The 23599-nt window shown below is 71.4% G+C and carries 24 protein-coding genes; 11 read left to right on the forward strand and 13 right to left on the reverse strand.

The features are described 5' to 3' along the window. Positions 1 to 204 precede the first annotated feature (204 nt). The 3 genes from ACLBWJ_RS05810 (at position 205) to ACLBWJ_RS05820 (ending at position 2208) form a co-directional block, all read left to right on the forward strand. A complete protein-coding gene (locus ACLBWJ_RS05810; protein WP_274178448.1) occupies positions 205 to 897 on the forward strand; it encodes a winged helix-turn-helix domain-containing protein in 693 nt (230 codons plus the stop codon). A gap of 100 nt (positions 898 to 997) precedes the next feature. After that, positions 998 to 1963: a DNA-3-methyladenine glycosylase family protein gene (locus ACLBWJ_RS05815; RefSeq protein WP_274178545.1), complete on the forward strand. Its 966-nt coding sequence runs from the start codon at positions 998 to 1000 to the stop codon at positions 1961 to 1963. A 26-nt stretch (positions 1964 to 1989) separates the two neighbouring features. Then, complete coding sequence (locus tag ACLBWJ_RS05820) at positions 1990 to 2208, forward strand: hypothetical protein (protein ID WP_112616669.1); 219 nt, start codon at positions 1990 to 1992, stop codon at positions 2206 to 2208. 95 nt (positions 2209 to 2303) lie between these two features. Here ACLBWJ_RS05820 and ACLBWJ_RS05825 read toward each other — a convergent pair whose 3' ends face one another. The 4 genes from ACLBWJ_RS05825 to ACLBWJ_RS05840 are packed head-to-tail and all read right to left on the reverse strand — an operon-like array spanning position 2304 to position 6059. Further along, entirely contained in the window at positions 2304 to 3062 is a 759-nt protein-coding gene (locus ACLBWJ_RS05825; protein WP_282502129.1) for an iron ABC transporter ATP-binding protein, read from the reverse strand. Continuing rightward, complete coding sequence (locus tag ACLBWJ_RS05830) at positions 3059 to 4051, reverse strand: iron chelate uptake ABC transporter family permease subunit (RefSeq protein WP_447659871.1); 993 nt, start codon at positions 4049 to 4051, stop codon at positions 3059 to 3061. The genes ACLBWJ_RS05825 and ACLBWJ_RS05830 overlap by 4 nt, the downstream gene beginning before the upstream one ends. Beyond that, complete coding sequence (locus ACLBWJ_RS05835; RefSeq protein ID WP_274178445.1) at positions 4044 to 5018, reverse strand: ABC transporter permease; 975 nt, start codon at positions 5016 to 5018, stop codon at positions 4044 to 4046. Before ACLBWJ_RS05835 ends, ACLBWJ_RS05830 begins: the two co-directional genes overlap by 8 nt. A 54-nt stretch (positions 5019 to 5072) precedes the next feature. Next, positions 5073 to 6059, reverse strand: coding sequence for a siderophore ABC transporter substrate-binding protein (locus ACLBWJ_RS05840; protein WP_274178444.1), 987 nt, complete (start codon positions 6057 to 6059; stop codon positions 5073 to 5075). Between the two features lie 100 nt (positions 6060 to 6159). Between ACLBWJ_RS05840 and ACLBWJ_RS05845 the strand changes: the two genes are divergently transcribed. The 4 genes from ACLBWJ_RS05845 to ACLBWJ_RS05860 all read left to right on the forward strand — a co-directional run bounded on the left by ACLBWJ_RS05845 (position 6160) and on the right by ACLBWJ_RS05860 (position 8723). Then, positions 6160 to 6945, forward strand: coding sequence for a siderophore-interacting protein (locus ACLBWJ_RS05845; RefSeq protein WP_274178443.1), 786 nt, complete (start codon positions 6160 to 6162; stop codon positions 6943 to 6945). Positions 6946 to 7056: 111 nt separating this feature from the next. Further along, positions 7057 to 7599: a DUF805 domain-containing protein gene (locus ACLBWJ_RS05850; protein ID WP_447659872.1), complete on the forward strand. Its 543-nt coding sequence runs from the start codon at positions 7057 to 7059 to the stop codon at positions 7597 to 7599. After that, positions 7596 to 7880: a DUF6412 domain-containing protein gene (locus tag ACLBWJ_RS05855; protein WP_354451242.1), complete on the forward strand. Its 285-nt coding sequence runs from the start codon at positions 7596 to 7598 to the stop codon at positions 7878 to 7880. Before ACLBWJ_RS05850 ends, ACLBWJ_RS05855 begins: the two co-directional genes overlap by 4 nt. A 117-nt stretch (positions 7881 to 7997) precedes the next feature. Further along, complete coding sequence (locus ACLBWJ_RS05860; RefSeq protein ID WP_323987284.1) at positions 7998 to 8723, forward strand: YidC/Oxa1 family membrane protein insertase; 726 nt, start codon at positions 7998 to 8000, stop codon at positions 8721 to 8723. A gap of 91 nt (positions 8724 to 8814) precedes the next feature. Here ACLBWJ_RS05860 and ACLBWJ_RS05865 read toward each other — a convergent pair whose 3' ends face one another. The 3 genes from ACLBWJ_RS05865 to ACLBWJ_RS05875 all read right to left on the reverse strand — a co-directional run bounded on the left by ACLBWJ_RS05865 (position 8815) and on the right by ACLBWJ_RS05875 (position 12608). Then, positions 8815 to 10887: a S9 family peptidase gene (locus ACLBWJ_RS05865; RefSeq protein WP_447659873.1), complete on the reverse strand. Its 2073-nt coding sequence runs from the start codon at positions 10885 to 10887 to the stop codon at positions 8815 to 8817. A 23-nt stretch (positions 10888 to 10910) separates the two neighbouring features. Beyond that, on the reverse strand, positions 10911 to 11741 hold the full coding sequence (locus ACLBWJ_RS05870; RefSeq protein ID WP_282502123.1) for an aldo/keto reductase: 831 nt from the start codon (positions 11739 to 11741) through the stop codon (positions 10911 to 10913). A 63-nt stretch (positions 11742 to 11804) separates the two neighbouring features. Beyond that, positions 11805 to 12608, reverse strand: a complete 804-nt coding sequence (locus ACLBWJ_RS05875) for a Cof-type HAD-IIB family hydrolase (RefSeq protein ID WP_274178437.1) — start codon at positions 12606 to 12608, stop codon at positions 11805 to 11807. A 120-nt stretch (positions 12609 to 12728) separates the two neighbouring features. Between ACLBWJ_RS05875 and ACLBWJ_RS05880 the strand changes: the two genes are divergently transcribed. The 4 genes from ACLBWJ_RS05880 to ACLBWJ_RS05895 all read left to right on the forward strand — a co-directional run bounded on the left by ACLBWJ_RS05880 (position 12729) and on the right by ACLBWJ_RS05895 (position 16975). Then, positions 12729 to 13997, forward strand: coding sequence for a sensor histidine kinase (locus ACLBWJ_RS05880; RefSeq protein ID WP_282502122.1), 1269 nt, complete (start codon positions 12729 to 12731; stop codon positions 13995 to 13997). Next, positions 13985 to 14662: a response regulator gene (locus ACLBWJ_RS05885; RefSeq protein ID WP_282502121.1), complete on the forward strand. Its 678-nt coding sequence runs from the start codon at positions 13985 to 13987 to the stop codon at positions 14660 to 14662. The genes ACLBWJ_RS05880 and ACLBWJ_RS05885 overlap by 13 nt, the downstream gene beginning before the upstream one ends. Then, positions 14659 to 15543, forward strand: a complete 885-nt coding sequence (locus ACLBWJ_RS05890) for a hypothetical protein (RefSeq protein WP_447659874.1) — start codon at positions 14659 to 14661, stop codon at positions 15541 to 15543. The genes ACLBWJ_RS05885 and ACLBWJ_RS05890 overlap by 4 nt, the downstream gene beginning before the upstream one ends. Before the next feature lie 220 nt (positions 15544 to 15763). Continuing rightward, on the forward strand, positions 15764 to 16975 hold the full coding sequence (locus ACLBWJ_RS05895; RefSeq protein ID WP_447659875.1) for an MFS transporter: 1212 nt from the start codon (positions 15764 to 15766) through the stop codon (positions 16973 to 16975). On the opposite strand, the gene ACLBWJ_RS05900 is transcribed toward ACLBWJ_RS05895, so the two are convergent. The 6 genes from ACLBWJ_RS05900 to aztB form a co-directional block, all read right to left on the reverse strand. Beyond that, positions 16950 to 18356: an MFS transporter gene (locus ACLBWJ_RS05900; RefSeq protein WP_447659876.1), complete on the reverse strand. Its 1407-nt coding sequence runs from the start codon at positions 18354 to 18356 to the stop codon at positions 16950 to 16952. The two genes, ACLBWJ_RS05895 and ACLBWJ_RS05900, sit on opposite strands and share 26 nt — an antisense overlap. A 57-nt stretch (positions 18357 to 18413) precedes the next feature. Beyond that, positions 18414 to 19244, reverse strand: coding sequence for a hypothetical protein (locus tag ACLBWJ_RS05905; protein WP_282502118.1), 831 nt, complete (start codon positions 19242 to 19244; stop codon positions 18414 to 18416). 77 nt (positions 19245 to 19321) lie between these two features. After that, the gene (gene aztD / locus ACLBWJ_RS05910) at positions 19322 to 20506 is read right to left on the reverse strand and encodes a zinc metallochaperone AztD (protein WP_282502117.1); all 1185 of its coding nucleotides are present in this window, start codon (positions 20504 to 20506) and stop codon (positions 19322 to 19324) included. A 29-nt stretch (positions 20507 to 20535) separates the two neighbouring features. Then, positions 20536 to 21438, reverse strand: coding sequence for a metal ABC transporter substrate-binding protein (locus ACLBWJ_RS05915; RefSeq protein WP_274178430.1), 903 nt, complete (start codon positions 21436 to 21438; stop codon positions 20536 to 20538). After that, on the reverse strand, positions 21435 to 22679 hold the full coding sequence (locus ACLBWJ_RS05920; RefSeq protein ID WP_274178429.1) for a hypothetical protein: 1245 nt from the start codon (positions 22677 to 22679) through the stop codon (positions 21435 to 21437). The genes ACLBWJ_RS05915 and ACLBWJ_RS05920 overlap by 4 nt, the downstream gene beginning before the upstream one ends. Beyond that, positions 22676 to 23557: a zinc ABC transporter permease AztB gene (gene aztB, locus ACLBWJ_RS05925; RefSeq protein WP_274178428.1), complete on the reverse strand. Its 882-nt coding sequence runs from the start codon at positions 23555 to 23557 to the stop codon at positions 22676 to 22678. The genes ACLBWJ_RS05920 and aztB overlap by 4 nt, the downstream gene beginning before the upstream one ends. Positions 23558 to 23599: the final 42 nt, after the last annotated feature.

A 23599-nucleotide genomic window follows, 5' to 3' on the forward strand; every position in this document is an offset into this window, starting at 1 on the left:
GCCGAATGTGCCGCTGACAGGTGAACCCCGCCTGATCCTCCGCCGCTTCTGAACGCGGCCGCGGATCCCCGAGTTCCGATGGCCCGGCCCACAACGCCGACATCCGGATGCTCGCTCACCGGCCCCCGCTGGGCCTCACGCAACGCACACCCGAACCCGCCGCAGGCTGACAGCCCGGGTTCACGTTCCGAGGACGAACCTCCCATGTCGAACACCGCTCTTCTCGCCCCCGCCGCCCCCGCTCGCCACCTTCGCGCCGTCGAGACGCCTCCCCCGGCGCCCGCCGCTGCGACCTCGACCGCACCCCGCGGCTTCGCCCTGTACGTCGGCATCGACGAGGCCAAGGCCGCCGTCGACGGCGTCTCGCTCTCGACCCTCGTCGAGGCGCTGCGCCGCACGCTGGGCGAGCTCGCCCCCCACGCCGAGACCTACGCGACCGTCGCCCTGGCACCGGTCGGCGCGGGCGGACGCGACGTCGACGTCGTCCGTCTCGCGCTCCACGAGCCCAGCGCGGTCGCCCGCACGAAGCAGGACGTCCCGGCGGAGGACCACGTCCCCGGCGGCGTGACCGTCGACATCTCGCGCAAGCGCGTCTTCATCGATGGCGAGTCGGCGGCCTTCACCTTCAAGGAGTTCGAGCTGCTGCAGTACCTGGTGCTCCGTGAGGGACGCACCATCGAGCGCTCCGAGCTCGTCGAGTCGCTGTGGAGCAACGGTTCCGACGACGAGGCGCCGGGCGAGCGCACGATCGACGTCCACGTCCGCCGGCTGCGTGCGAAGCTCGGCCGCTACGAGGACATCGTGCGCACGGTACGCGGCGTCGGCTACCGGTTCGACCGCCACGCCGACGTGGTCATCCGCTACGGCCACGGCACGCCCTCGCCCGACCGCTTCTGATTCGCGCCGCGTCACCCCGACGCCGATCGACGTCGCTCACGGCGGGATGTCGGAGGTTCCGACGTAGGGTGTCGGCATGAGCGCGGTGACGACGGGACGGATGCCGGGTCGCCGCCCGGCGATCCGCGAGCGCGATGCCGCGCCGCCGCCGCCGTCATCCCGCCCGATCGAGACCGAGTACCGACCGGCTGCGCCGATCGACATCGCCCGCGCGGTACGTCACCAGCAGCACGGCGCCCACGATCCCACGATGACGGTCTCAGGCGACGTGATCTGGCGCGTCAGCCGCACGCCGCGCGGCGTCGCGACGCTCGCCCTGCGGGTGGGCCGCTCGCTCGTGAGAGCAGCCGCCTGGGGTCCCGGCGCCCAGTGGGCGATCGAGCAGCTGCCGCGGCTGTGCGGCGCACACGACGATCCCGAAGGGTTCGACGGGACGCGGCATCCGCTCATCGCCGACATCCACCATCGGCATCCCGACATCCGCCTGGGCGCGACCGACCTCGTCTTCGACGACCTCGCGAGCGCGATCTTCGAGCAGAAGGTGACGGGCCTGCAGGCCTTCGGCGCTTGGCGCGCGATCGTCACCTGGTACGGCGAGCGCGCGCCGGGACCGACGCCGCGTCCGATGTTCGCCCCGCCCGCGGACTGGCACCTGATTCCGAGCTGGGCGTGGCATCGCGCCGGCCTCGAGCCGCCGCAGTCGCGCACCGTCGTGCGCGCGGCACAGCGACGGGCGTCGATCGAGCGCGCGGTCGCCGGCGCCCGCGGCGGCGACGAGCACGAACGCATCCTGACCTCACTGCCGGGGATCGGGCCGTGGACCTCCGCGGAGACCCGCATCCGCGCCTTCGGCGATCCCGATGCCGTGAGCGTGGGCGACTACCACCTGTGCCACACCGTGGGCTACGCCCTGACGGGCCACCGCGTCGACGACGACGGGATGCTCGAACTGCTCGAGCCGTGGCGGGGCCACCGGCAGCGTGTCATCCGGCTCATCTACGCGGGCGGCGTCTTCGAACCGCGCCGCGGCCCGCGGCTGCATCCCGAAGACCACCGCGACCGCTGACCCGCGCGGCACCGTAGGCTCGGGGCATGGCGAATCGGGGATGGCAGCGCGGACACACCTACTGGGCGCTCGGCGCCGCCCTCGTCTTCCTGCTCGGCATCGTGTTCGGCCTCGTGATGAACAACGTGTGGCTCGGCCTCGTGCTCGCCGCGGCGATCTCGGTGGGATGGCTCATCGCCTACGAGTCGCGCCGGGGACGCAACGAGGGCGTCTACGACCGCGACGACGACGGCGCGCAGCTCTGACCGCCGCGCGAGCCGCTTCACCTGACACTTTCCGCCCCCTTCACGCGCCGGATGCGGCCACAACTGCCAGGTGAAGCCCTCTCGGTGCGCTGCGATCAGCGGAAGTACACCGCGAGCGGGTACTCGCCGTCGTCGCGGACCGCGATCGGCGTCTGGAACACGCTCTCCAGCACGTCGGGGCGCATGATGTCTCGCGGTGTCCCCGCGCACGCCACCGTTCCCCCGGTGAGGGCCACGATGCGGTCGGCGTAGGCGGCGGCGAAGTTGATGTCGTGGATGACGACGACGACGGTCTTGCCCAGCTCATCCGCCGCACGCCGCAGCTGCCGCATCATCCCCACGGCGTGACGCATGTCGAGGTTGTTGAGCGGCTCGTCGAGCAGGATGCAGTCGGTGTCCTGCGCGAGCACCATCGCGACGTAGGCGCGCTGGCGCTGCCCGCCGGAGAGCTGATCGAGGTAGCGGTGCGAGAGGTCCTCCAGATCGAGGAAGCGCAGCGCCTCGTCGACGTGGCGCCGGTCGTCGGGAGTGAGGCGTCCCCCGGAGTGGGGGAACCGCCCGAAGCCGACGAGGTCGCGCACCGTGAGCCGCGTGACGAAGTGGTTCTCCTGCCGCAGGATCGACACCACGCGCGCCAGCTCGCGGCTCGGGGTGCGCGCGACATCGAGACCGCCCACCGTGACCGTGCCCGTGGTGGGCTCGGTCAGGCGCCCGACGATCGTCAGCAGCGTGGACTTGCCGGCGCCGTTGGGCCCGACGAGGGCGGTCACCCCGCCGGCCGGGATCTGGAGGTCGATGGGACCCAGCACGCGCAGGCCCCCGTAGGACTTCGAGACGTCGGTGAGGGTGATCACAGCGCGCCCTTTCGCAGCAGGTAGACGATGAAGAAGAGGCCGCCGACGAACTCGATGATGACCGTGAGCATGCCCGCGGCGTAGAACACGTGCCGCAGCACGAAGTAGCCGCCGAGCAGCGTCGCCGTCCCCAGCAGCGCCGCGAAGGGCAGAATCACGGCGTGGCGGGACGATCCGCCGAGCTGGTAGGCGAGGGTCGCGACGATGAACCCGAAGAAGGTCATCGGGCCGACGAGCGTCGTGGAGACCGAGATGAGCACGGCCACCAGGATCAGCAGGACGGTGACCTCGCGCTTGTACGCGAGGCCGAGGTTCGTGGCGACGTCGCGCCCGAGGGTCAGCACGTCGAGACGTCGGCGGCGGCGCCACACCACGACGAGGACGATCGCGACGATCACCGCGGCCCACGGCAGGTACTCGGGGTTCGAGTTGCTCAGGTTGCCGAACAGGCGCGCCGAGAGCAGGTCGAAGTCGCTCGGCGTCAGCAGCCGCTGCATCACCGTCGAGAGCGAGCCGAAACCGACCCCGAGCACGATCCCGATCAGCAGCATGATGTGCAGGTTTCCCCGCTTGCCGGCGAAGAGCCACCCGTAGAGGAGGGTCGCGAACGCCACCATCAGCAGGCTCTGGAGGGCCACCTTGGCGAGCCCGTCGGTGGCCGCGAGCGCAGCTCCCCCGAAGAAGAACACCAGGCCGGTCTGCATCACGACGTAGAGCGCGTCGAACCCCATGATCGAGGGCGTCAGGATGCGGTTGCCCGTCGCGGTGTGAAATAGCACCGTCGCCACCGCCTGGCAGCAGGCGACGATCGCGACCGTCGCCACCGTCGTGACCCGGAGCTCCACGGCGAGCCAATAGCCGCGCTGCGCCGGATCGAGAGGGATGTTCCAGGTCAGCAGCAGGACGGCCGCCGCGGCGACCATGATGGCGAGAACGACGAACCGCAGCCACACCCGCGATCGGACAGTGCCGCGCAGCGTCTCAGCCATCGTGCCCTCGCTGCCGCAGGAGCAGCACGACGAACACGGCAGCACCGAGGACGCCGAGGATCATCGAGACGGGCACCTCGAACGGCATCCGGATGACGCGGCCGACGATGTCGCAGACGACGATGACAGCCACTCCGCCGAGACACACCCAGGGGAGGTTCGCGCGGAGATTGTCTCCCCGCCACATCGACACGAGGTTGGGCACGACGAGCCCGAGGAAGGGCAGGAACCCCACGACGACGGTCGTGACGCCGGTCGCGACGGCGACGAGGGCGGTGCCGAGGAGGAGCACCCGGTCGTAGTCGACACCGAGCGTCGTTGCGACATCCTTCCCGAGGCTCGCCGCCGTCAGCCGGTCGGCGAAGAGCGCGACGAGCACGACGACGATGCCGACGACCCACAGGACCTCGTAGCGACCACGGACGACGGCGGTGAAGCTGCCCATGAACCACGTACCCAGCATCTGCAGGGCGTTCGCACTGACCGCGAGGTAGGTCGTGAAGGACGAGACGACGGCGCCGAGCATGATGCCGATGAGCGGCACGATCAGCGACGAGCGCAGCTGGATGCGACGCAGGATCGCGAGGAAGACCATCGTGCCGACGAACGCCGCGAGGCTCGCGAAGAGCATGCGTACGACCAGCGGAGCGTCGGGCGCGAGGAGCACCGTCGCGAGGAGGCCGAGCGCTGCCCACTCGGTGGTCCCAGTGGTGGTCGGCTCGACGAAGCGGTTCTGCGTCAGCAGCTGCATGACGAGGCCGGAGACGGCCATCGCGCAGCCCGCGAGGACCAGCGCGAGCGTGCGCGGAATCCGGGTGATCCACAGCATCTCCGAGCCGACGTCGTCCGAGGCGAGGTCGTAGACGCCGACGAAGAGGGACAGCACGACGAGACCGGTCACGACGGTGATCGCGGCCGGGAGGGCGAGACGCCCGCGGATGCGGGCGGGGGCGGTGAGCGCAGTCATGACGGATCGCGGCGCCCCGGCCGGCAGTACCGGACGGGGCACCGCGCAGGACGATCAGGCCGCCGCGGCGAAGGCCGTCGCGATGTCGGCGTAGAGCTTGGTGTACGCCTGGATGCCCTCGTCGAGGTAGAAACTCGGTGCGAGGTAGACGATCTGCCCCTTCTGCACGGCGGGCACGTTCTGCAGCGCTTCGGACCCCTCGATGAGCTCCTTCGCCGAGACATAGCCGTCCTCGCCGAACATGGCGTCCCGGTCCAGCACGATCAGCCACTCGGGGTTCGCCGCCGCGATCGCCTCGACGCTGATGTCGTCGCCGTGCGAGGCGTTCTCCGCTCCGCGATCGATGCCGGGGACGAGTCCGAGCGTGGGGAAGACGGCACCGACGCCGCGCCCCTCCCCCGGGGCTGCGAACGAGATCTTGCCGCCCGAGGTGAGCAGGCCGACGACCGTGTCGGTGCCGTTGTAGGCCGCCTTCGCGTCGGCGACGGCGCCGTCGAGGGCGTCGGCGAGCTTCTTCGCGTCATCCTCCCGATCGAAGACCTGTCCGAGGATCTCGACCTGGCGCTTCAGCTCGGCGACCTGCTCCTCGCCCTCGCGAGCACTGGTCTCGATCGTCGCGGGCTGGATCGCCGTCAGGTCGTCGTAGATGTCGCGGAAGCGGTACCCGCCGACGATGAGGTCGGGCTGGGCCGAGATGATCGCCTCGAGGTCGGGCTCGCGGTGCAGCCCGACGTCGAGCACGTCGTCGCCCCCGGACAGGTTGGGCCACAGGTCGTACATCAGCGGCTTGGGTGCCGCCACGAGGTCGATGTCCCAGTCGCTGAGCGTCTGGAACGTCGTGTTATCGAGCGCGACGACGCGTTCGGGGGCGACGGGCACCTCGATCTCGCCGTGGTTGTCGGTCACGGTGACGGTCGTGGGCGCGGTCGCGTCACCGCTGGGCGCGGCATCCGGGCTCGCCGACGACGCGCACCCGGCGAGGCCGAGCGCTGCGACGAGCGCGATCGAGACGAGTGCGGGACGGCGGATGGCATGGCTCACGTGACGTAACTCCTGGTGCGGTGCGTATCGGATGCTGGTCGACGGGGCGACCGGATGCCGGGATCGAGAACCGGCGACTGTGTAGGTTAGCCTAACCTTCATGTCCGCCTCGACCGCAACCCCCTCGTTCCGGATCGCTCGCCGAGCGCTCGACCTGCGTTTTCGCTTCGTCCGCCTGGCAGCCCGACAATGGCTCACTCCCGCCTATGTCCGGGTGCGGCTCGAGGGCGCCGATCTGCGGGACTTCGATTCCCCGGGGTGCGACGACCACGTCCGTGTGTTCTTCCCCGAGGTGGCCCCCGAGAGCATCGACGAGCTGCGTGCGGCGCCGAGCCGCGAGTACACCCCGCTCGCCTGGGACGCCGACGAGGGCTGGCTCGACCTCGAGTTCGCCCTGCACGGCGACGGCGTGGCTGCGGACTGGGCGGCGACGGCGGAGATCGGGTCGACGATCGGCATCGGCGGACCGCGCGGTTCCGCCGTGCTCACGGGACGCCCCGACGGCTGGTTCCTGGCGGGAGACGAGACCGCGGTCCCCGCGATCCGGCGGTTCGCCCATCACATGGATGCCGCTGCCGTCGGGCGCGTGCTCATCGAGGTGCCCGACGCCGATCACGAGCTGCCCATCACCACGCCGCCGGGGGTCGTCGTCGAGCAGGTGCACCGCGGATCGGCATCCGCCGGCGCTCCCCTCGCCGCTCGTCTCGCCGCGCTCGGCGACGACGACCGACCGGACGGCGCCGTCTTCGCTTTCGTGGCGGCCGAGCAGTCGATCGTGCGCTCCGCTCGAACGCTGCTCCTCGACCGCTGGCGCCTCGACCCCGAGCAGATCACGGTGAAGGGCTACTGGAAGCGGGGCGAGCCCGAGTATCACGCACCCCACTGACGCGCACGGGTCGGTTCACCTGACGCTTCCCGCCCCCTCTCCGCGCGGGATGGGGCCAGAACTGACAGGCGAAGACTGCGCCGCCCCGCGACGCTCCGCTAGCATCGCGGGATGGAGGCCGTCTCGACAGCACCGCTGCCGAACGCTTCGCTGCCCCAGGCGATGCGCCGTTTCGTGGTGCACGCCTTCCGCCTGCGCGGGCGCGCCAGCCGCAGTGAGTACTGGTCGTGGATGGCCGTCGGCTTCACGGCCGCCGTCGTCTTCCTCCTCGTGATCCCGCGGATGCTGTCGGGGCGCTGGCCGCAGCTCGACCTCGGGCTGCACCCCTTCGGCTGGTGGGGATGGCGCGGGATCGAGCTCTTCGGGCCGATCGCTCCGACCGATCCCCTCTCGACCCTGGTGGCGGTCTACCTGTGGACCTCGACCGTGTGGGTGGTGGCCACCTTCATCCCGGGTTTCACCGTCGCGGTGCGGCGGCTGCACGATTCGAACCTGTCGGGATGGTGGGTGCTGCTGAACCTGATGCCCATCGGCGGGTTCGTGCTTCTCCTGCTCGCCCTGCGACGGTCGCGCCCCGAGGGCGCGCGTTTCGACGGGGATGCCGCGCTGCTGGAGCGCGCCGCGGGCTGGGCCCCGACAGGGGTGGTGGCGTGATGTCCCTCCTCTCCACGCTCCCGATGCTGCTCTCGGTCATCGGCGCCCTCTCGCTCGGCGACTCGAGCGGGCTCGCAGCGGCGACCGCGGTGGCGCTGCTCACGATCGCGATCGCGGTCGCCTCGATCGCGGGCGCCGTCACGGCGACGGGGGCGGCGGGTTCGCGGCGCCCCCACCCGCGGCGATCCATCTCGCCGTCGACTCTGCTGGCGCAGAGCGACCCGGACGCTCCCGGGAGACGACGCCCCCGCGCCCCGGGGCTCGCGGCTCCAGCCGCGTAGCCACGTCCGGAACGACTCGACACCCGCGCACACCCCCGCCAGCGCCACGTACTCCGCGTCGTCCGGCGTCCCCTCGCGGCTGACCCCCCGTGCTCAGCTTCGTCGATCGGACTCTCCATGGACCTGTACTCCTTCCCGCCCATCGCCGCGGCGCTCGACGCCGTGGCCTCGATCCTCGCCGCACTGACCGCGGCGCTCGGACCCGCGCTCGGCGACCTCGCCGCCGCGGCATCCGTCATCCTCATCACCGTCGTCGTGCGCACAGCACTGATCCCCGCGGGCGTCGCCCAGGCGCGAGCGGATCGCGCTCGTGCACGCCTGGCGCCGCGGCTGCGCGAGCTCCAGCAGCGATACCGGACCGACCGCGAGAAGCTGCAACGCGAGACGCTCAAGCTCTATCGCGACGAGAACGTCTCGCCGACGGCGAGCTGTCTGCCGCTGCTGGTGCAGGCTCCCGTCGTGGGGCTGCTGTACGGGGTGTTCATCCATTCGACGATCGCGGGCCACACCAACGGGCTGCTCGCCGAGACGCTCGCCGGGGTCCCCCTCGGGTCGAGCCTGGCGGGCACCGTCGCGTCGGGCACACTGCCGCTCGCCGCCGCCCTCGTGTTCGGCGCCGTCATCGCCTCGATCGCGCTCGTCGGCGAGCTGACGCGGCGAGCCTTCCGGGTGACGGATGCTCCGGCCGCCCTGTCGGGGGTGCTCGGGGTCGCGCAGTTCGCGACCGCCGTCGTCGCGGTGTTCGTTCCGCTCGCGGCGGGCCTGTACCTGGTCGTGACGGTCGCCTGGACGCTGGCGCAGCGGCTCATCCTCCGTCGCATCCTCCCGCCCGTCGCCGCGTGAACCCGTTCATCTGACAGGAGTGGCCCCCTCCCACGCGGGGAAGGGGCCACTCCTGTCAGGCGAGCGCCGCAAGGCGCGACTGAGACGCGACTCAGGCGCGCGCGGGCAGGTTCTCCTCGAGGAACGCGAAGACCGTCTCGTACCAGACCCGCGCGTTCTGCGGCGAGAGGATCCAGTGGTTCTCGTCGGGGTAGTACAGGAACCGGTGCGGGCTCGTGCCGTCCTCGGCGGCGTGGTGCTCGTTGAGGTCGGCCCACAGCCGCAGACCCTCGCCGATCGGCACCCGGTAGTCACGGTCACCGTGGATCACGAGCATCGGCGTCCGGATGTCGGCGACGAAGCGATGCGGCGAGTTGGCGACCGCACCCTCGGGGCTGAAGATGCTCTGCCAGTACGGCGCGAAGTCGGTCGTGCCGGCGAACTGGTCGAACGCCCACAGGCTCGCGTGGGTCACGATCGCGTCGAAGCGGTCGGTGTGACCCGCCACCCAGTTCGCCATGTAGCCGCCGAACGATCCGCCCATCGCGGCCGTCCGGGTCTCGTCGATGTCATCGCGCGCGACGACCGCATCCGTGATCGACATGAGGTCGGTGAAGGGCGCGGCGCCCCACGCGTCCCACCCGCGCGCGATGAAGTCGAGCCCGTAACCGGTCGACAGCGCCGGGTCGGGCAGCAGCACGGCATAGCCTCGTGCCGCGGCCAGCAGCGGGCTCCACCGCCAGCTCCACGCGTTCCAGCTGTTGAGCGGTCCGCCGTGGATCCACAGCAGAAGCGGCGCCGGGGTCGCGGCATCCGCCCCCTCGGGCAGCACGAGCCAGCCGCGCACGCGGGCTCCGTCGTCGGCGGTCGTCTCGACCTCGACCATCGAGGCGGTCGTCGCGGGGGACGGCGCCGGGTTCGCCAGCGGCGTGACAGAGCCGTCGGCGGCGACACGGACCGGATGCGGCGGCGTCATCCAATTGGAGCGGAGCGCGATGACGTCCGTGGTGCCCGAGACCGGCTCGACGTGCGTGTACGCGAAGTCGTCGTGCGTCGTCTGCGAGACAGCGCCGCCGTCGAGCGGCACGCTGAAGACGGGGCCGCGACCGTCGTGGTCGGCGGTCACCACGAGCGCCGCGTCGTCATCGGAGAATCGGATGCTGCTCGGCCAGCGGTCCCAGTCCGAGGCCAGGCGCTGCGCGTCGGCACCGTCGAGGGCGCTCGCCCACAGCTCCTGATCGGCGGGCCCCGCTGGGGTGGACTTCACCGTGCGGACGTAGGCGACACGGGCGCCGTCGCGGCTGATCGCGGGCATCTCGACGTCGACGTCGACCTCGTCGCGGATGACGCGCAGCTCGCCCGTCGCGGTGTCGATCGCGACGAGACGGTACCGGGCGTCACGCCCCTGCGGCTCGGGCACCGAGGCGACGAGGGTCGCACCGTCGGGCGTGAGCGCCATACCCGCCGTCGAGGCCGCACGACCACGGAGCAGGATGCGCGGGCGCGGCAGCCCCGCGGGGTAGGGCTCGTCGGCAGCCTCCCCCGCTTCGGCGCCAGCGCCGACGACCTCGTCGACGGCCTGGTCGGCGGTCGCGATGACGGCGGGCGCGTCGCCCAGCTCGTTCAGATCGAGGGCAAGCAGCGCGGGCTCGTGGGGGCCGAGATCGTGGTCCCAGTACCGCACGGGGTAGGTGTCGTGGATGATCGCGGAAACCTTGAGCTTCTTCCGCTCCGCCCGCAGCTTCGCGTCGGCCTCGATCGTGGCGGCCTCGGGGAGCAGCGACGACGCGATCACGATGCGGTCGGAGTCCGCCGCCGTGACGACCGCGGAGACGCCGCCGGCCAACCGCGTCACCGGGCGCGCCTCGCCGCCGGCGGCCGGAAGCAGCCAGAGCTGAGCGGGTGCGCCGTCCGCGGCGTCGTTGTCGGGGCGGGCCGACACGAACAGCAGATCGCCGGAGGATGTGAACACGGCGCCGGACTCGCCGGTCGTCGAGCGGGTCAGGCGTCGCGGCGCACCGGCGCCATCGGCGGGCACCGACCACAGCGAGCGCTCGTAGCCGGTGCGATCCTTCGTGAGGGTCGCGACCGTCAGCACGACGTGCGAGCCGTCGGGCGCGGTCGCCGCCGCGTCGATGCGGGGAAGGGCGTAGTAGTCGTCGAGAGAGTCGAACGGCGTCGTCATGCCTCCACGCTATCCGGCGCGGGCTACATCTCCTCGTGGGTGTCGGGGTCGCCGTCCCAGAGCCGGCCACGTTCGAGGGCGCTGATCGCCGCGATCTCGTCGCCCGACAGCAGGAAGTCGAAGACGTCGGCGTTCTCGCGCTGGCGGACCGGGTCGGCAGACTTCGGGATCGGGGTCGACGACAGCTGCGTGTGCCAGCGCAGCACGACCTGCGTTCCGGTGACGCCGTGGGATGCCGCGATGTCGGCGATGACCTGCTCGTTCAGCAGCTCGCTGCGCCGAGCCAGGGGGCTCCAGCTCTCGGTGCGGATGCCGTTCGCAGCGTGGAACGCGCGCAGGCCGGCCTGCGGGAAGTAGGGGTGCATCTCGACCTGATTGACCGCCGGGGCGACTCCGGTCTCCTCGATGAGGCGGGCGAGCATCGGCTCGGTGAAGTTCGAGACGCCGACCGAACCGACCTGCCCCTCGTCGCGGAGCGCCAGCATCGCACGGTAGGTCTCGAGCCACTTGCCCTGGCTCGGGTTCGGCCAGTGGATGAGGTACAGGTCGATCTTCTCGACGCCGAGCCGGCCGAGCGAGCCTTCGGCGCTGCGGATCGTCTCGTCGAAGCCGTGGTCGCGCCCCGGCACCTTGGTCGTGATGATCAGCTGGTCGCGGATGCCGCTGCGACGCACGGCTTCCCCGACCTCCGACTCGTTCTGATAGTTCACCGCGGTGTCGAGCAGCCGGTAGCCCGAGTCGATCGCGGCGGCGATGGCGTCGATGCCCTCGGGGCCGCGCAGGTTGTAGGTGCCGAGCCCGAGCTCGGGGAAGTCGGAGCCGTCGTTGAGCGAGACCGTGGGAATCGTGACCATGCCGCACACGCTACGCCGTCGCCGTGGTCTTCGGTGCGGGCTTGCGCAGAGCGATCCCGTCGCTCAGCGGGCCAGGAACTCCTCGATGACCGTCAGCACTCCTGCCTCGGTGTGCGAGGGCGCGCTGTAGCGGGCGACGGCCGCGATCTCGGGGTGCGCCTCGGCCATCGCGTACGAGTAACGGGCCTGCTGGAGCAGTTCGAGGTCGTTGAGGTAGTCACCGAACGCCATCGTGTGCTCGGGGCCGATCCCGAGCGTCTCCTGCAGACGGGACAGCGCCCGCCCCTTGTTGACCCCCGGGTTCATGATGTCGACCCAGTGCTGCCCCGACACCACGACCTGGTGCGTCTCGCGGAGGTCGAACAGCTCGGGTGCGACCGAGTCCTCGGCGAGCGCGAAGTCGTAGACGGCGAGCTTGAGGATCTCGTCGTCGACCGAGGTCAGGTCGTCCACGACAGCGAGCTCGGCGTAGTACTTGTCGGCCTCGGCGAAGAAGGCTGCGTCCGCGCGCTCGATGTAGGCCGACCGCTTGCCGCAGACGACGAGGCCGACATCGAGGTGGTCGAGACCGCGGATGCGGCGGACGACGGATGCCGCGAACGCGGGGTCGACGGCATCCGAGCTGACCTCGGCGCCGTCTCGGACGACGTACGCACCGTTCTCGGCGATGTAGTCGAGCTCGACCGGCGCATCCGCGAACTGCCGGCGGAGCGTCGCGAGCTGGCGTCCGCTTGCGGGAGCGAACACGATGCCCCGATCGCGCAGCCGCGGCAACAGCCGCCACAGGCCCTCGGGGATGCGGCCGTCCGCGTCGAGGAGCGTGCCGTCCATGTCGACGGCGATCAGGCGGATGTCGGGAGAGGTCACTCCCCCATCCTCTCCGACACGACCGGCGGCTGCGGCCGTGCGCCCCCGGGGGATAACCCGAAAGGGAGTCTCCGGGCGGCTCGCCTGCGCGGCACCCGGCCGCGGTCCTAGCGTGGAGCCATGACCACCGCCGTCGCCAGCACCGCCCCTCCATCCCGTGCTCTGACCTGGGTGCGCCCGCTCGGAGCGCTCGCCCAGCTCGCCGCCCTCGGCTTCGCGGGCACCGCCGTGTTCACCGTGCTCCTCACCCTCATGGCGACGGGGATCGGCCTGACTCCGGCACTCGGACTCGGCCTGCCGATCCTGGTGGGTTTCGTCTACGCGCTCTGGCTCACCGGCTGGCTCGAATACGCCCGCGTCGACGGCCTGTACGGGTGGGGCCTGCCCTCGCTTTCGCCGCGCAGCAGCGGCCGGCCCGGGTTCGGCGGCTGGCTCCGCACGGTCTGGCTGCAGTTCACCGACGGGCGGATGTGGCGCGGGGTCGCCCACGCAGCGATCTCGACGGTGCTGGGGCTCATCGCGCTCAGCCTGTCCGGACTGCTCGCGTCGGGCTTCGCCCTGATCTTCGCCCCGCTCTACGCGGAGCAGACCGTCACCGTCGCCTCGACCTGGATCAGCGTTCCCCGCGAGGGCGCCGTCGTGGCCGGGGTGCTCCTGGTCCTCGTGCCGGCAGCCCTCCTCGTGGGGATCACCCTTCTGCACGGCATCCTCGCCAAGGCGATCCTCGTCCCCTCGCGCGAAGCGCAGCTGGTCGAGGCTGCCCGCACCGCGGGGGTGCAGCGCGAGGGCGCGGTCCGCGCCGGTGAGCTCGAGCGCACCCGCATCGAGCGCGACCTGCACGACGGCGTGCAGCCGCGGCTCGTCTCGGTGGGCATGACGCTGGGACTCGCCCAGCAGAAGATCGACGACGACCCGGATGCCGCGAAGGAACTGCTTGCCGAGGCCCACACCTCGACGAAGGCCGCGATCACCGAACTGCGTCAGCTCGCCCGCGGCATCCACGCCTCGGTGCTCGACGATCGCGGACTCGACGCGGCACTGTCCGCCCTCGCCGCCCGCTCGCACGTGCCCGTCAGCCTCGACGTACGGGTCGACCAGCGGTGCAGTCGCACCGCGGAGGCGGCGGTGTACTTCGCGATCGCGGAGTCGCTCACCAACGCTGCCAAGCACTCGCGGGCCGGGGAATGCCGCGTGGTGGTCCGTCACCGCGACGATCACACCCTCTGGGCGCGGGTCGAGGACAACGGCGTCGGTGGAGCCCGGGTCATCCCCGGAGGCGGGCTCGACGGCATCATCAACCGCATCACCGCCGCGGGCGGCACGACACGCCTCGACAGCCCGGCCGGTGGACCGACCGCACTGGAGGTGAGCGTGCCGTGCGCATCCTGATCTGCGAGGACTCGACGCTGCTGCGAGAGGGGATCGTCCGGCTGCTGGCCGACTCGGGCCACGAGGTCGTCGCGGCCCTCCCCGATGCCGACGGTATCTCCGCCGCCGTGGCCGAGACCCAGCCCGACCTCTGCATCCTCGACGTCCGGCTGCCGCCGACGTTCACCGACGAGGGCATCCGCGCGGCCCTCGCCCTGCGTGCCGAGAACCCCCGGCTGCCCATCCTCGTCCTGAGCCAGTACGTCGAGGAACGCTACGCGAGCGAGCTCATCACCTCGCAGGGGGCGGCCCTGGGCTACCTCTTGAAAGACCGCGTGGCCGACGTCGGCGAATTCCTCGCGACGATCGAACGCATCGGCGCGGGAGCCACGGTTCTCGACCCCGAGGTGGTCGCGCAGCTGCTCATGCGCCGATCGCGTGACGAGCGGATGTCGCGGCTCACCGAACGCGAGCGGACGGTGCTCGCCCTCATCGCCGAAGGGCGCAGCAATCAGGCGATCGCCGGGGCGATGTTCCTCAGCGAGGCGAGCGTCGAGAAGTACATCACCTCGCTCTTCCAGAAACTCGACCTCGAGCAGGACGAACACGGCAACCGCCGCGTGCTCGCCGCCCTCGTCCATCTCGAACACGGCGGCTCACAGCCGCAGAACGGAGCAGTGCGATGAGCACGACCCTGACCCCGCCTCCTGCCACGCCGCCGGGAGCCCCCGACGGGCCGCCGTCGGCGGGCGGCACGCCCCCGACGGTGCCGACGTCGACGCCGTCGTCCGCAGCCCGCGTGGTCGCCGGGCTCACGATCGCCGCGGGCGCGGGCCTCCTCGTGTTCACCGCCGGAACCAGTGTCGTGTCGACAGTCGTCAGCGGCGGCACCGCGACCTCGACGATCTCGGCGCCGACCGCGGGTGTGAGCTTCCTCGAGATGGATGCCGCGGCTGCCGACGTCGAGGTCTCCTTCGGCGATGTCGACGAGGCGACCCTCACCGTGACCGGCTCGGGAGGCGCCGAGGCGTGGGAGCTCGCCCGCGACGGCGACCGCCTCGTGGTCGACTCGGACCGTGACTGGTGGAGCGGATGGCGCCTGTGGGGCGGAACGTCGCGGGCGACGCTCGTCCTTCCCGACGACCTCGCGGGACTTGACGCCCAGCTGAGCGTGGGGGCGGGGGCCCTGCGAGCGGACGGGGAGTTCGGCGCTCTCGCGCTGCGCGCCGATGCCGGGTCGATCGATACGGCCGGCTCCGCGACGAGCCTCGACGCCCGCGTATCCGCCGGACGCGTTTCGGTCGAGCTCGACGGGGTCCGTGAGGCGACCGTCGACGTCAGCGCCGGCCGGGTGTCGGGCTCCCTCGCGGGCACCGCTCCGACGTCGGTGACGATCGCCGCCGAGGCGGGCGGGGTCGACCTCGCGCTCCCCCGTGGTGATTACGCCGTCAGCTCGACCCAGGAGGCAGGCTCGTTCGTCAACGGCCTGAACGAAGACCCCTCGTCGCGCAACCGCGTCGAGGTCCGGGTCTCGGCGGGGTCGGTCGTCCTTCGGGAGGGTCGCTGAGGGTCCTGCCGCGATCCTGAACGATCACTATGCAGCGCTGATGAGAACGGCCCAGCCGTTGCATCCCGTTACCTGGTCGTTATAACTTCGAGGCACGCAGTTCCCCCCAACTGCGCGGTGTGATCTCTGGTGCAAGGGATGACAGGGCCGGTCGACGATTCTGAGTCGACCGGCCCTTCTCACGTCCGGCTGGCGGTCGCCGCGGTCGTAGGCTGGCCCGGTGCGTGCGTTCACCGGTCATGTTCCCGGGTCGCCCGCTTACCGCCGGCTCATCGCCGGGTTGTTCTTCGCCGGCGTCGCGACCTTCGCGCAGTTGTACTCGCCCCAGGCGGTCCTCCCCTTCATCGGCTCGGAGTTCGGGGTCGAACCGGCCACCGCCGCATTGGCGGTCTCGGTCTCGACGCTCGGTCTCGCCGTCGGCGTCATCCCCTGGTCGGTCGTGGCCGACCGCATCGGTCGCGTACCCGCGATGGCGACCGGGGTCATCGCCGCGACCGTGCTCGGCCTGCTGGCCCCGCTCGCCCCGACGCTGCCGCTGCTGCTCTCAGCCCGGCTGCTCGAGGGCGTGGCACTCGGGGCCGTGCCCGCCATCGCCCTCGCCTATCTGTCAGAAGAGGTCGACGCCGCCCACACCGCGACGGCAGCCGGCAGCTACATCGCCGGCACCACGATCGGCGGACTGCTCGGAAGGCTCGTCGCGGGCCCCTTCGGCGATGTCGGTCTGTGGCGCGGCGGCGTGTTCGCCGTCGCGGCGGTGTGCGCGGCGTCGGCCGTGCTCTTCCTGTGGCTCACCCCGCCGGCCCGCGGCTCCGCGCCGCAGCGGAGGACCGGAACCTCCGGCCCCTCGCTCGTCGCCCGGCTCGCGACGAACCTGCGCGACCGTCGCCAGCTGTCGCTCTACGCGCAGGGATTCCTGCTCATGGGCGGCTTCGTCGCCGTGTACAACTACCTCGGGTTCCACCTCGTCGCGCCGCCGTACTCGCTGCCGCTGTGGATCGTCAGCTTCCTCTTCCTCGCCTACCTCGCCGGGACCGTAGCCTCTCCCTGGGCCGGGTCGCTCGCGGGGCGGTTCGGGCGTCTGCCGGTGCTGCTGGCGGCGCTCGCGGTCATGGCGATCGGCATCGTCGTGACGGCGGTGCCCCACGTGATCGCGGTGCTCGTGGGGCTCCTGATCCTCACCGCCGGCTTCTTCGGCGCCCACGCGATCGCCTCGGGCTGGGCTCCCGCGGCGGCGAGGCCGGAGACGCGCGCTCAAGCCGCGTCGCTGTACTACCTCGGGTACTACGGTGGCTCGAGCCTGTTCGGCTGGCTCCTGGGATATGCCTTCCACGACCTCGGCTGGGCCGGTGTCGCCGGATGCACCCTGGTGATGGTCGCGGTCGCCGGCCTGCTCGCGGTGCTCGGGCTCAGGGCGCCGCGTCAGCCGGCCTGACCGGGGTCGGGCCCGGCAGCGCAGCGGCGGCAGCCTCGGGCTCCGGCGGCGCTGCGTCGGCGTAGGCCCGGCTCAGTCGCCGGTACTGCGGCGAGAGGAACGCGAGCAGCACCACCACGAGCATGAGCGCGCTCGCGGCGACGAAAGCCAGGGCGATGCCCCGCGCCTCACCGCCGCCGAGGAGCCAGCCGAAGCTGCGCTCACCGGCATCCGTGCGCATGAAGGGAATCAGACCGAACTGCGCGAGCGGTCCGACGAGGTACGCCGAGATCGGCGAGGCGGCCGACTCGACCGACGCCGCGAAGCCGAAGACGCGGCCCTGGGTCTGGAACGGCACGACGCGCTGGATGACGGTCTGCTCGGCGGCCTCGGCTGCGGGCATGAGCATCATGAACACGAAGATCCCCAGGGCGTAGAGCCACCACCACTCGCGGATCGCGAAGGTCATCCCCAGCACCGCGACGCCGACGTTGACCAGCAGCAGGGTGCGCACGGGGTTGCGGCCGAGACCGCGGGCGGCGACCAGCGCGCCGCCGACGATGAACCCCGTGCCGGTGACCGCGAGCACGATCCCCCACGCCTCGACGGTGAAGAGCGTCAGCCCGTATGGATCCATGAGCGCCATGAACACCCCGCCGACGAGGTTGTTGAGGGTCGTGAACAGGATCAGGGCCAACAGCCCCGGGACGGATCGGATCGCCGGAACGACGCCGCGGAACGTGAAGGCCGGTGCCGCGGCCTCGTGCGATGCGGCGACGCCGCGCTCGGGGATCGACACGAGCGTCAGATGCGCGAGGGCCAACGCGGTCGCGGACACCGCGATCACGACGGTCCAGCCCATCCCGAGGAGGCCGATCGAGAGACCGGAGAAGACGCTCGTGACGATGAACGCCACACCCTGCACCGTTCCGACGAGGCCGTTCGCCCGGTCGCGGCGGTCGCTCGGCACGAGAAGGGTCACGGTGGTGGACAGCGCGATGTTGCGCAGATTCTCCACGACTCCCCCGACGAGGATCAGGCCCGCGAACACCCAGAACCAGGGGCGCCCCCAATCGACGAGGATCGACTCGGGAAACAGCAGGTAGACCGCGCCGGCACCGAGATAGGTCGCCAGGGTGATGAGGCTCGAGAGCACCATCACGGCCTTCTTCTTCATGTGGTCGACGAGGGCCCCGAAGACCACCCCGAACACGGCGACGAGCAGCATGTACGAGCCGCCGATGATGGATGTCGCCAGGACGTTCTCCGTGGCGAGGTAGGCCCAGAACGTCAGGGCGAACCAGAGGAAGCTCGAGGTCACGTTCGCGAGCAGAGTGTTGCCGAGCACCTGGTGGAACGCGCGCATGCGCGAGGTCTCCAGCGCGCTGAGCGGGGCGGTCATGGGACGAACAGTAGACCCGCTCGCGAACGCGGAGAAGAACGCGTTTCGGGTCGACGGTCAGGCTCGCAGCGCGGGATCGGCGAGCGACCACTTCTGGGCCGTCTGCATCATCCAGAACACCAGGAACAGCGCCAGGGCGATGAGCTCTCCCGCCAGCACGACGGGGAGGTCGAACAGCACCGCCGACACGACGGTCGCGGCGAGGTCGAGCAGGAGCGCGATCGCGACGATGACGTACCCGATCAGCGTCCGCCTCGCCGGTGGGTGCGCATCGGAGGGCCGCAACGCCTCGGCGAGCGCGACGAGGGCGATGAGGATGAAGAAGCCGAAGGCCGCAACGGCGTGACCGTAGCGGACGAGCAGTTGCGGTGCGAGCGTCCACACGAGGGCCACGCCCGCGAGCACCGTCGCCGCAAGGGCGAGCGTCGGCCCCGTGTCGCGGAGGGCGACGTCTCCGCGTCGCGCCAGCACGAGACCGATCGCGAGCACGACGGCGCCGATCACGAGGTACGTCGCCAGAGCGTTGTCGAGGTCGTCCGTGAACCCGGCGGGGACGCACGGGGCGGCGCAGTCGACGACGACGCCGGGCACCTCGCCGGCCGAGGTCGGCGTCGGGATGATGGCGATGAGCGGGGCGAGGAGCGCCGCGACATCCAGCAGCACCCGCTGCGGGCCCCGCCCGGAGAGCGCGAGCAGGCAGGCCGCGGCCGCGACGAGGGCGGCGGAGAAGACGGTGCGGGCCGAGCTGTAGAAGTAGTGGCTGACGCTGGGCAGCACTCCCGCGTCGGGGATCGCGAAGAGCACCGCGAGCATGATCGCGACGGGTGCGCCCGCGAGGGTCAGGCGCAGGTAGCGATACGTGCGCTGCGAGGTCGAGACGGGCGGCACGACGCCAGGCTAACGGCGACGTCCGACGTCCGCCGCATCCGCCCCGGTGACCGGAGCGGATGCGGCGGCGCGGCGCGTCAGGAGACGGCGGCGATCTCGTTCGGAACGTGCGGCAGCTTCACCGTCTGCACGATCTCACCCGTCGTGAGGTCGACCGCGACGAGCTCGCTGTCCGCCGGGTCGGTGACGTAGGCGATGTCGCCCGCGACCTTCACGGCCGGGTGCGGAGCCTGCCACTCGGCCGGACCCTCCCACGGGTCGACAACGGGCAGGGACTTCGTGATGCCCCCCGTGGCGGGATCGATCCAGTGCAGCGATCCGTCGGTGCCGATCAGCACGGCCTCGCCGGCCGGCCCGCGCGCGATGCCGCGGAAGGTGTACTCGACGCCGGCGGGCAGCGCGACCTTGGTCAGCGACTTCGCCTCGGTGTCGACGAGGGCGATGTTGCGCAGCAGGTAGCCCTCGGCGTCGGGGTCGTCCTTGTAGTCCATGACGACGAGCGGGCTGTCCTCCGCGACGAAGGCGTTGCCGATCCGGCCGTACGAGTCGGGCGAGGTGACTTTGGTGATCTCGCCGCCGTCGTAGATGATCGCGCCGTTCTCGCAGCCGAACACGACGCGCTCGCCCTCGGCGGTGCCCTCACCGTGGACGCCCGGGCAGTCGGCGTTGGACGCGACCTCGGTGCCGTCCGCATCGAGCACGCGGATGCCGGTGCGCCCGGCCTCGCCGCCGACGGTGGTCAGCAGTGTGCCGTCCTCGAGCTCGACCGAGACGCCGTGGTGCGCCTCGACGCCGGCGATCACCTCGGCGTCGGGCAGCTTGCCGTCGAGCTGTGCGAGGTCGGCGGTGTCGAAGATCGTCGTATCGCTCGTCGCGTCGTCGTACAGCACGGTCTTGCCGCCGTGGACGACGACGTGTCCGGCGGCGTCCGCCGGGACGACGAGGTCGGTGAGCTCGGGCTGCTGCACGTCGAGCAGCTGGAAGCCCTCCGACGTGGTGACCATGACGTGGCGGCCGTCACCGGCCGCGTTGAGCCGGATGAAGTCCTCGGAGTCGAAGTCTCCGATCACCTCGAGCTCGTCGCCGCCGAGCACGAGCACGCCGCCCTCGTAGCCGAGCGCGACCCGGGGACCGGCGGGGACGGATGCCTCGGCCGACGCGTCACCGGACGGGCTGGACGTCGCGGAGGGCGAGGACGAGCATCCCGCCAGCACCAGGGCTGCGGCGCCGGCGAGGGCGCCGAACTGCAGGGTTCTCTTCATGGGGTGGGTTTCCTTTCCAGGGAAATGCCTCATCGGGTGAGGCCGTCGGTGATGCGCTGAAGGTTCTGGCGCATCATGTCGAGGTAGGTGTCGCCGGGCTGTCCCTCTGGCGCGAGCGACTCGGTCAGCAGCGGCACGACGGACACGTCGCGCCCCGCTTCGTCGGCGAGGACGCGCATGAGCCGGTCGGGCTGCGACGAGTCGGCGAAGATCGTGCGCACCCCGGCGGTGTCGATGGCGTCGACGAGCTCCTGCAGGTCGGACGCGCTGGGCGCTGCGAGCGTCGTGCCGCCCGGCACGGCCGCCCCCAGGATGCGGACGTCGTAGCGGCGCGCGAGGTAACCGAACACGTGATGGTTGGTGACGAGCGCGCGGTGCTCGGCGGGGATGGACTCCAGGCCCGCCGCCATCTCGGCATCGACGGCCTCGAGTTCCGCGACGTACGCGTCGGCGGCGTCCGTCACGGCCTGCCCGCCGTCACCGGCGAGGTCGGCGAGGACCGGAGCGAGGGCGTCGACGACACGAGCGGTCTGGGTCGGATCGGTCCAGAAGTGCGGGTCGACCGCGTCGGAGTCGAGGTACCCGAGGGTCTCGACGTGATCGCCCGCGACGAACTGGGCCACACCGTCCGCGGCGGACGCGTCGACGTGGTGCTGCACCCCCTCTTCGAGCCCGAGCCCGTTCGAGACCACGAGATCGGCACTGCGCATCGTCGCCGCGTCCTGGGCCGAGAGCTCGAAGGAGTGCGGATCGGCGTCCCGCGGCATGAAGGTGACGACGTCGAGCTCTTCGCCGGCGAGGTTCTGCACGATGTCGCCCAGGATGTTGGTCGTCACGACGACGGTCGGGCGGTCGCTTCCTGCCCCCGAGCAGCCCGCGAGCGAGACCACCCCGGCGACGACGAGGCCGAGAGCCAGCGCCGCCCGCCTCATCGGCCCGTCTCCGTGAAGAGGGCGGGGGCGTGCTCGGTCGCGAAGCTTCGGGCCACCCGCCCGCCGTCGGCGGGATCGAGCTCGAACAGCGTTCGCTCCGCGGGCCCGTTGAGGTAGGTGCGACGCTGGTCCGCGACGAGGTCGACGCCCGCGGCGAGCGCCGGGTCTGCGACGGATGCCGCCACCAGCGGCTCCGTGCGGGAGAGCTGCTCGCCCGTCGCACCGGAGATGACGATCACCGAGCCGTCGGCGGCGAGCGCGACCACGGTCTCGTCGGCGTCGTCGACGGCCGTCACGCGGACGATCGGCTGGCCGGCGTCGTGCGCCGTCCACGAGCGCTCGCGGGTGTCGAGCAGCCAGAACGCCGAGGACTCGGTACGACCGGCCACGGTGGGGCGACCCTCGCGGTTCGCGAACGACAGGGCACGGCTCGGCCCGCCCGCGGGATACGGGATGCTCTCGAGAGCCGTGCCAGCGGCATCCGAGACGGCGAGCACGGCACCGTCGGCGCATCCGATGACGACGCCCACATTGGTCGCGATGGATCCTGCCGGGTCGACGCAGGGCGCGGTGTCGAGTTCCGATCCCGAGGCGTCGACGCGGCGGATCTCGCCCGAGCCGGCGTCGGCGATCAGCGCTCCCCCGGGGATCGGTGCGACGAGGGACCCGGGGGCATCGAGGTCGAGGCGGAACCTCTCGACGATGTCGCCCTTCTTGAGCGCGTCGAAGTCGAGCAGCACGGCCTCGCCGCCGCGGTCGCCGTCGTCGAAGTAGACGCCGACCCCGAGATCGCTCGTCACGGTCCGCGGTGTGCCGGAACCCTCGAGCTCACCGAGGATGCGGGACGGCGCCTCGTAGTAGTGGAAGTGGTCGACGTGGTTCCACGTCCACACGCCGCTGTCGATGATCGACACCTCACCCTCGCGGCCCGCGAAGAGGAAGCGTCCTTCGCTGTCGAGCGTGTCGGCGGGAGCGATGTCACCGAGGACCTCGGACTGCTCGTCGATCAGGTCGAGGTGGTGCACGGCACCGTCGGTGCCGATGCTGGTGAGGTGCAGCGCGGGCTCGGCGAGTTCGCGCGCCCCGGCGATGGCGCCGTGACCGTCGCCGAGGGCTTCGCCACGCGCGGTGGCATCGGCATCCGGAGTCGCGGCGGAGTCCGACGGAGCGGCCTGGCAGCCGGCGAGCAGGGCGGCACCGGCGGTGAGAGCGATGAGCGAGAGAGGTGCACGAGTTCTCATGCGGTCCTTTCCGGGGTGTTCGGGATGACGGATGCCGGCGCGCGGCGCCCGTCCGGGCGGGTCAGAGCGCGCACGAGCGCGCGGATGCCGGTGGAGACGGCACCGGAGCAGATCGCGGTGAATGCGACCGTGGCGCCGGCAGCGGTGGCGGCGTGCCAGGAGATGAGCAGGCCCACGGCGACGGAGAGCGTGCCGATCAGGGCGGCGAGGATCATCGTGGGCACGATGCGCCGGGTCCACTGCCCGGCCGCGACGGCGGGGCCGAGGAGCATGCCGACCACCAGCAGCGAGCCGACCGCCTGGTAGGCCGAGACCACCGCGAGCGTGACGAGCCCGACGAGGACGATGTGGGCGGCGCGGGGACGGAGACCGAGCAGCTGCGCCTGTCGCGGGTCGACGGTCAGCGCGACGAACGCGCGGTGCCCGAGGGATGCGACGACGACGGTGACGATGACCGCGACGGCGAGGGCGACGAGTTCGGAGGGACCGATGGCCAGGATGTCGCCGAAGAGGATGGCCGAGGCATCCGTCGCGAAGCTCCGCGACGCCGAGATGACGATGATGCCGAGCGAGAGGCTCGCGACGAACAGGAGTCCGATGCTGGTGTCGGCCGAGAGGCGGCCCCGGCGCTGCAGGGCTCCGACCCCGAGCGACATCGCTGCCGCACTGATGGCAGCGCCCGCCATCGGCGGGAACCCCGTGAGGGTCGCGACGGCGACCCCGGGAAGCATGCCGTGCGCCATGGCCTCGCCCAGGAACGCCATGCCGCGCAGCACGACCCACGTGCCGACGATGCCGCACACGATCGCCACGAGCGCACCGCCGAGCAGGGCGCGCTGGACGAACGTGACGGCGAAGGGATCGAGGAGGAGGGACACGGTCGACGACCTTACATGAAAGTGAGAACCGTTTTCATTTGC

It is taken from the genome of Microbacterium sp. M4A5_1d (genome assembly GCF_053345465.1).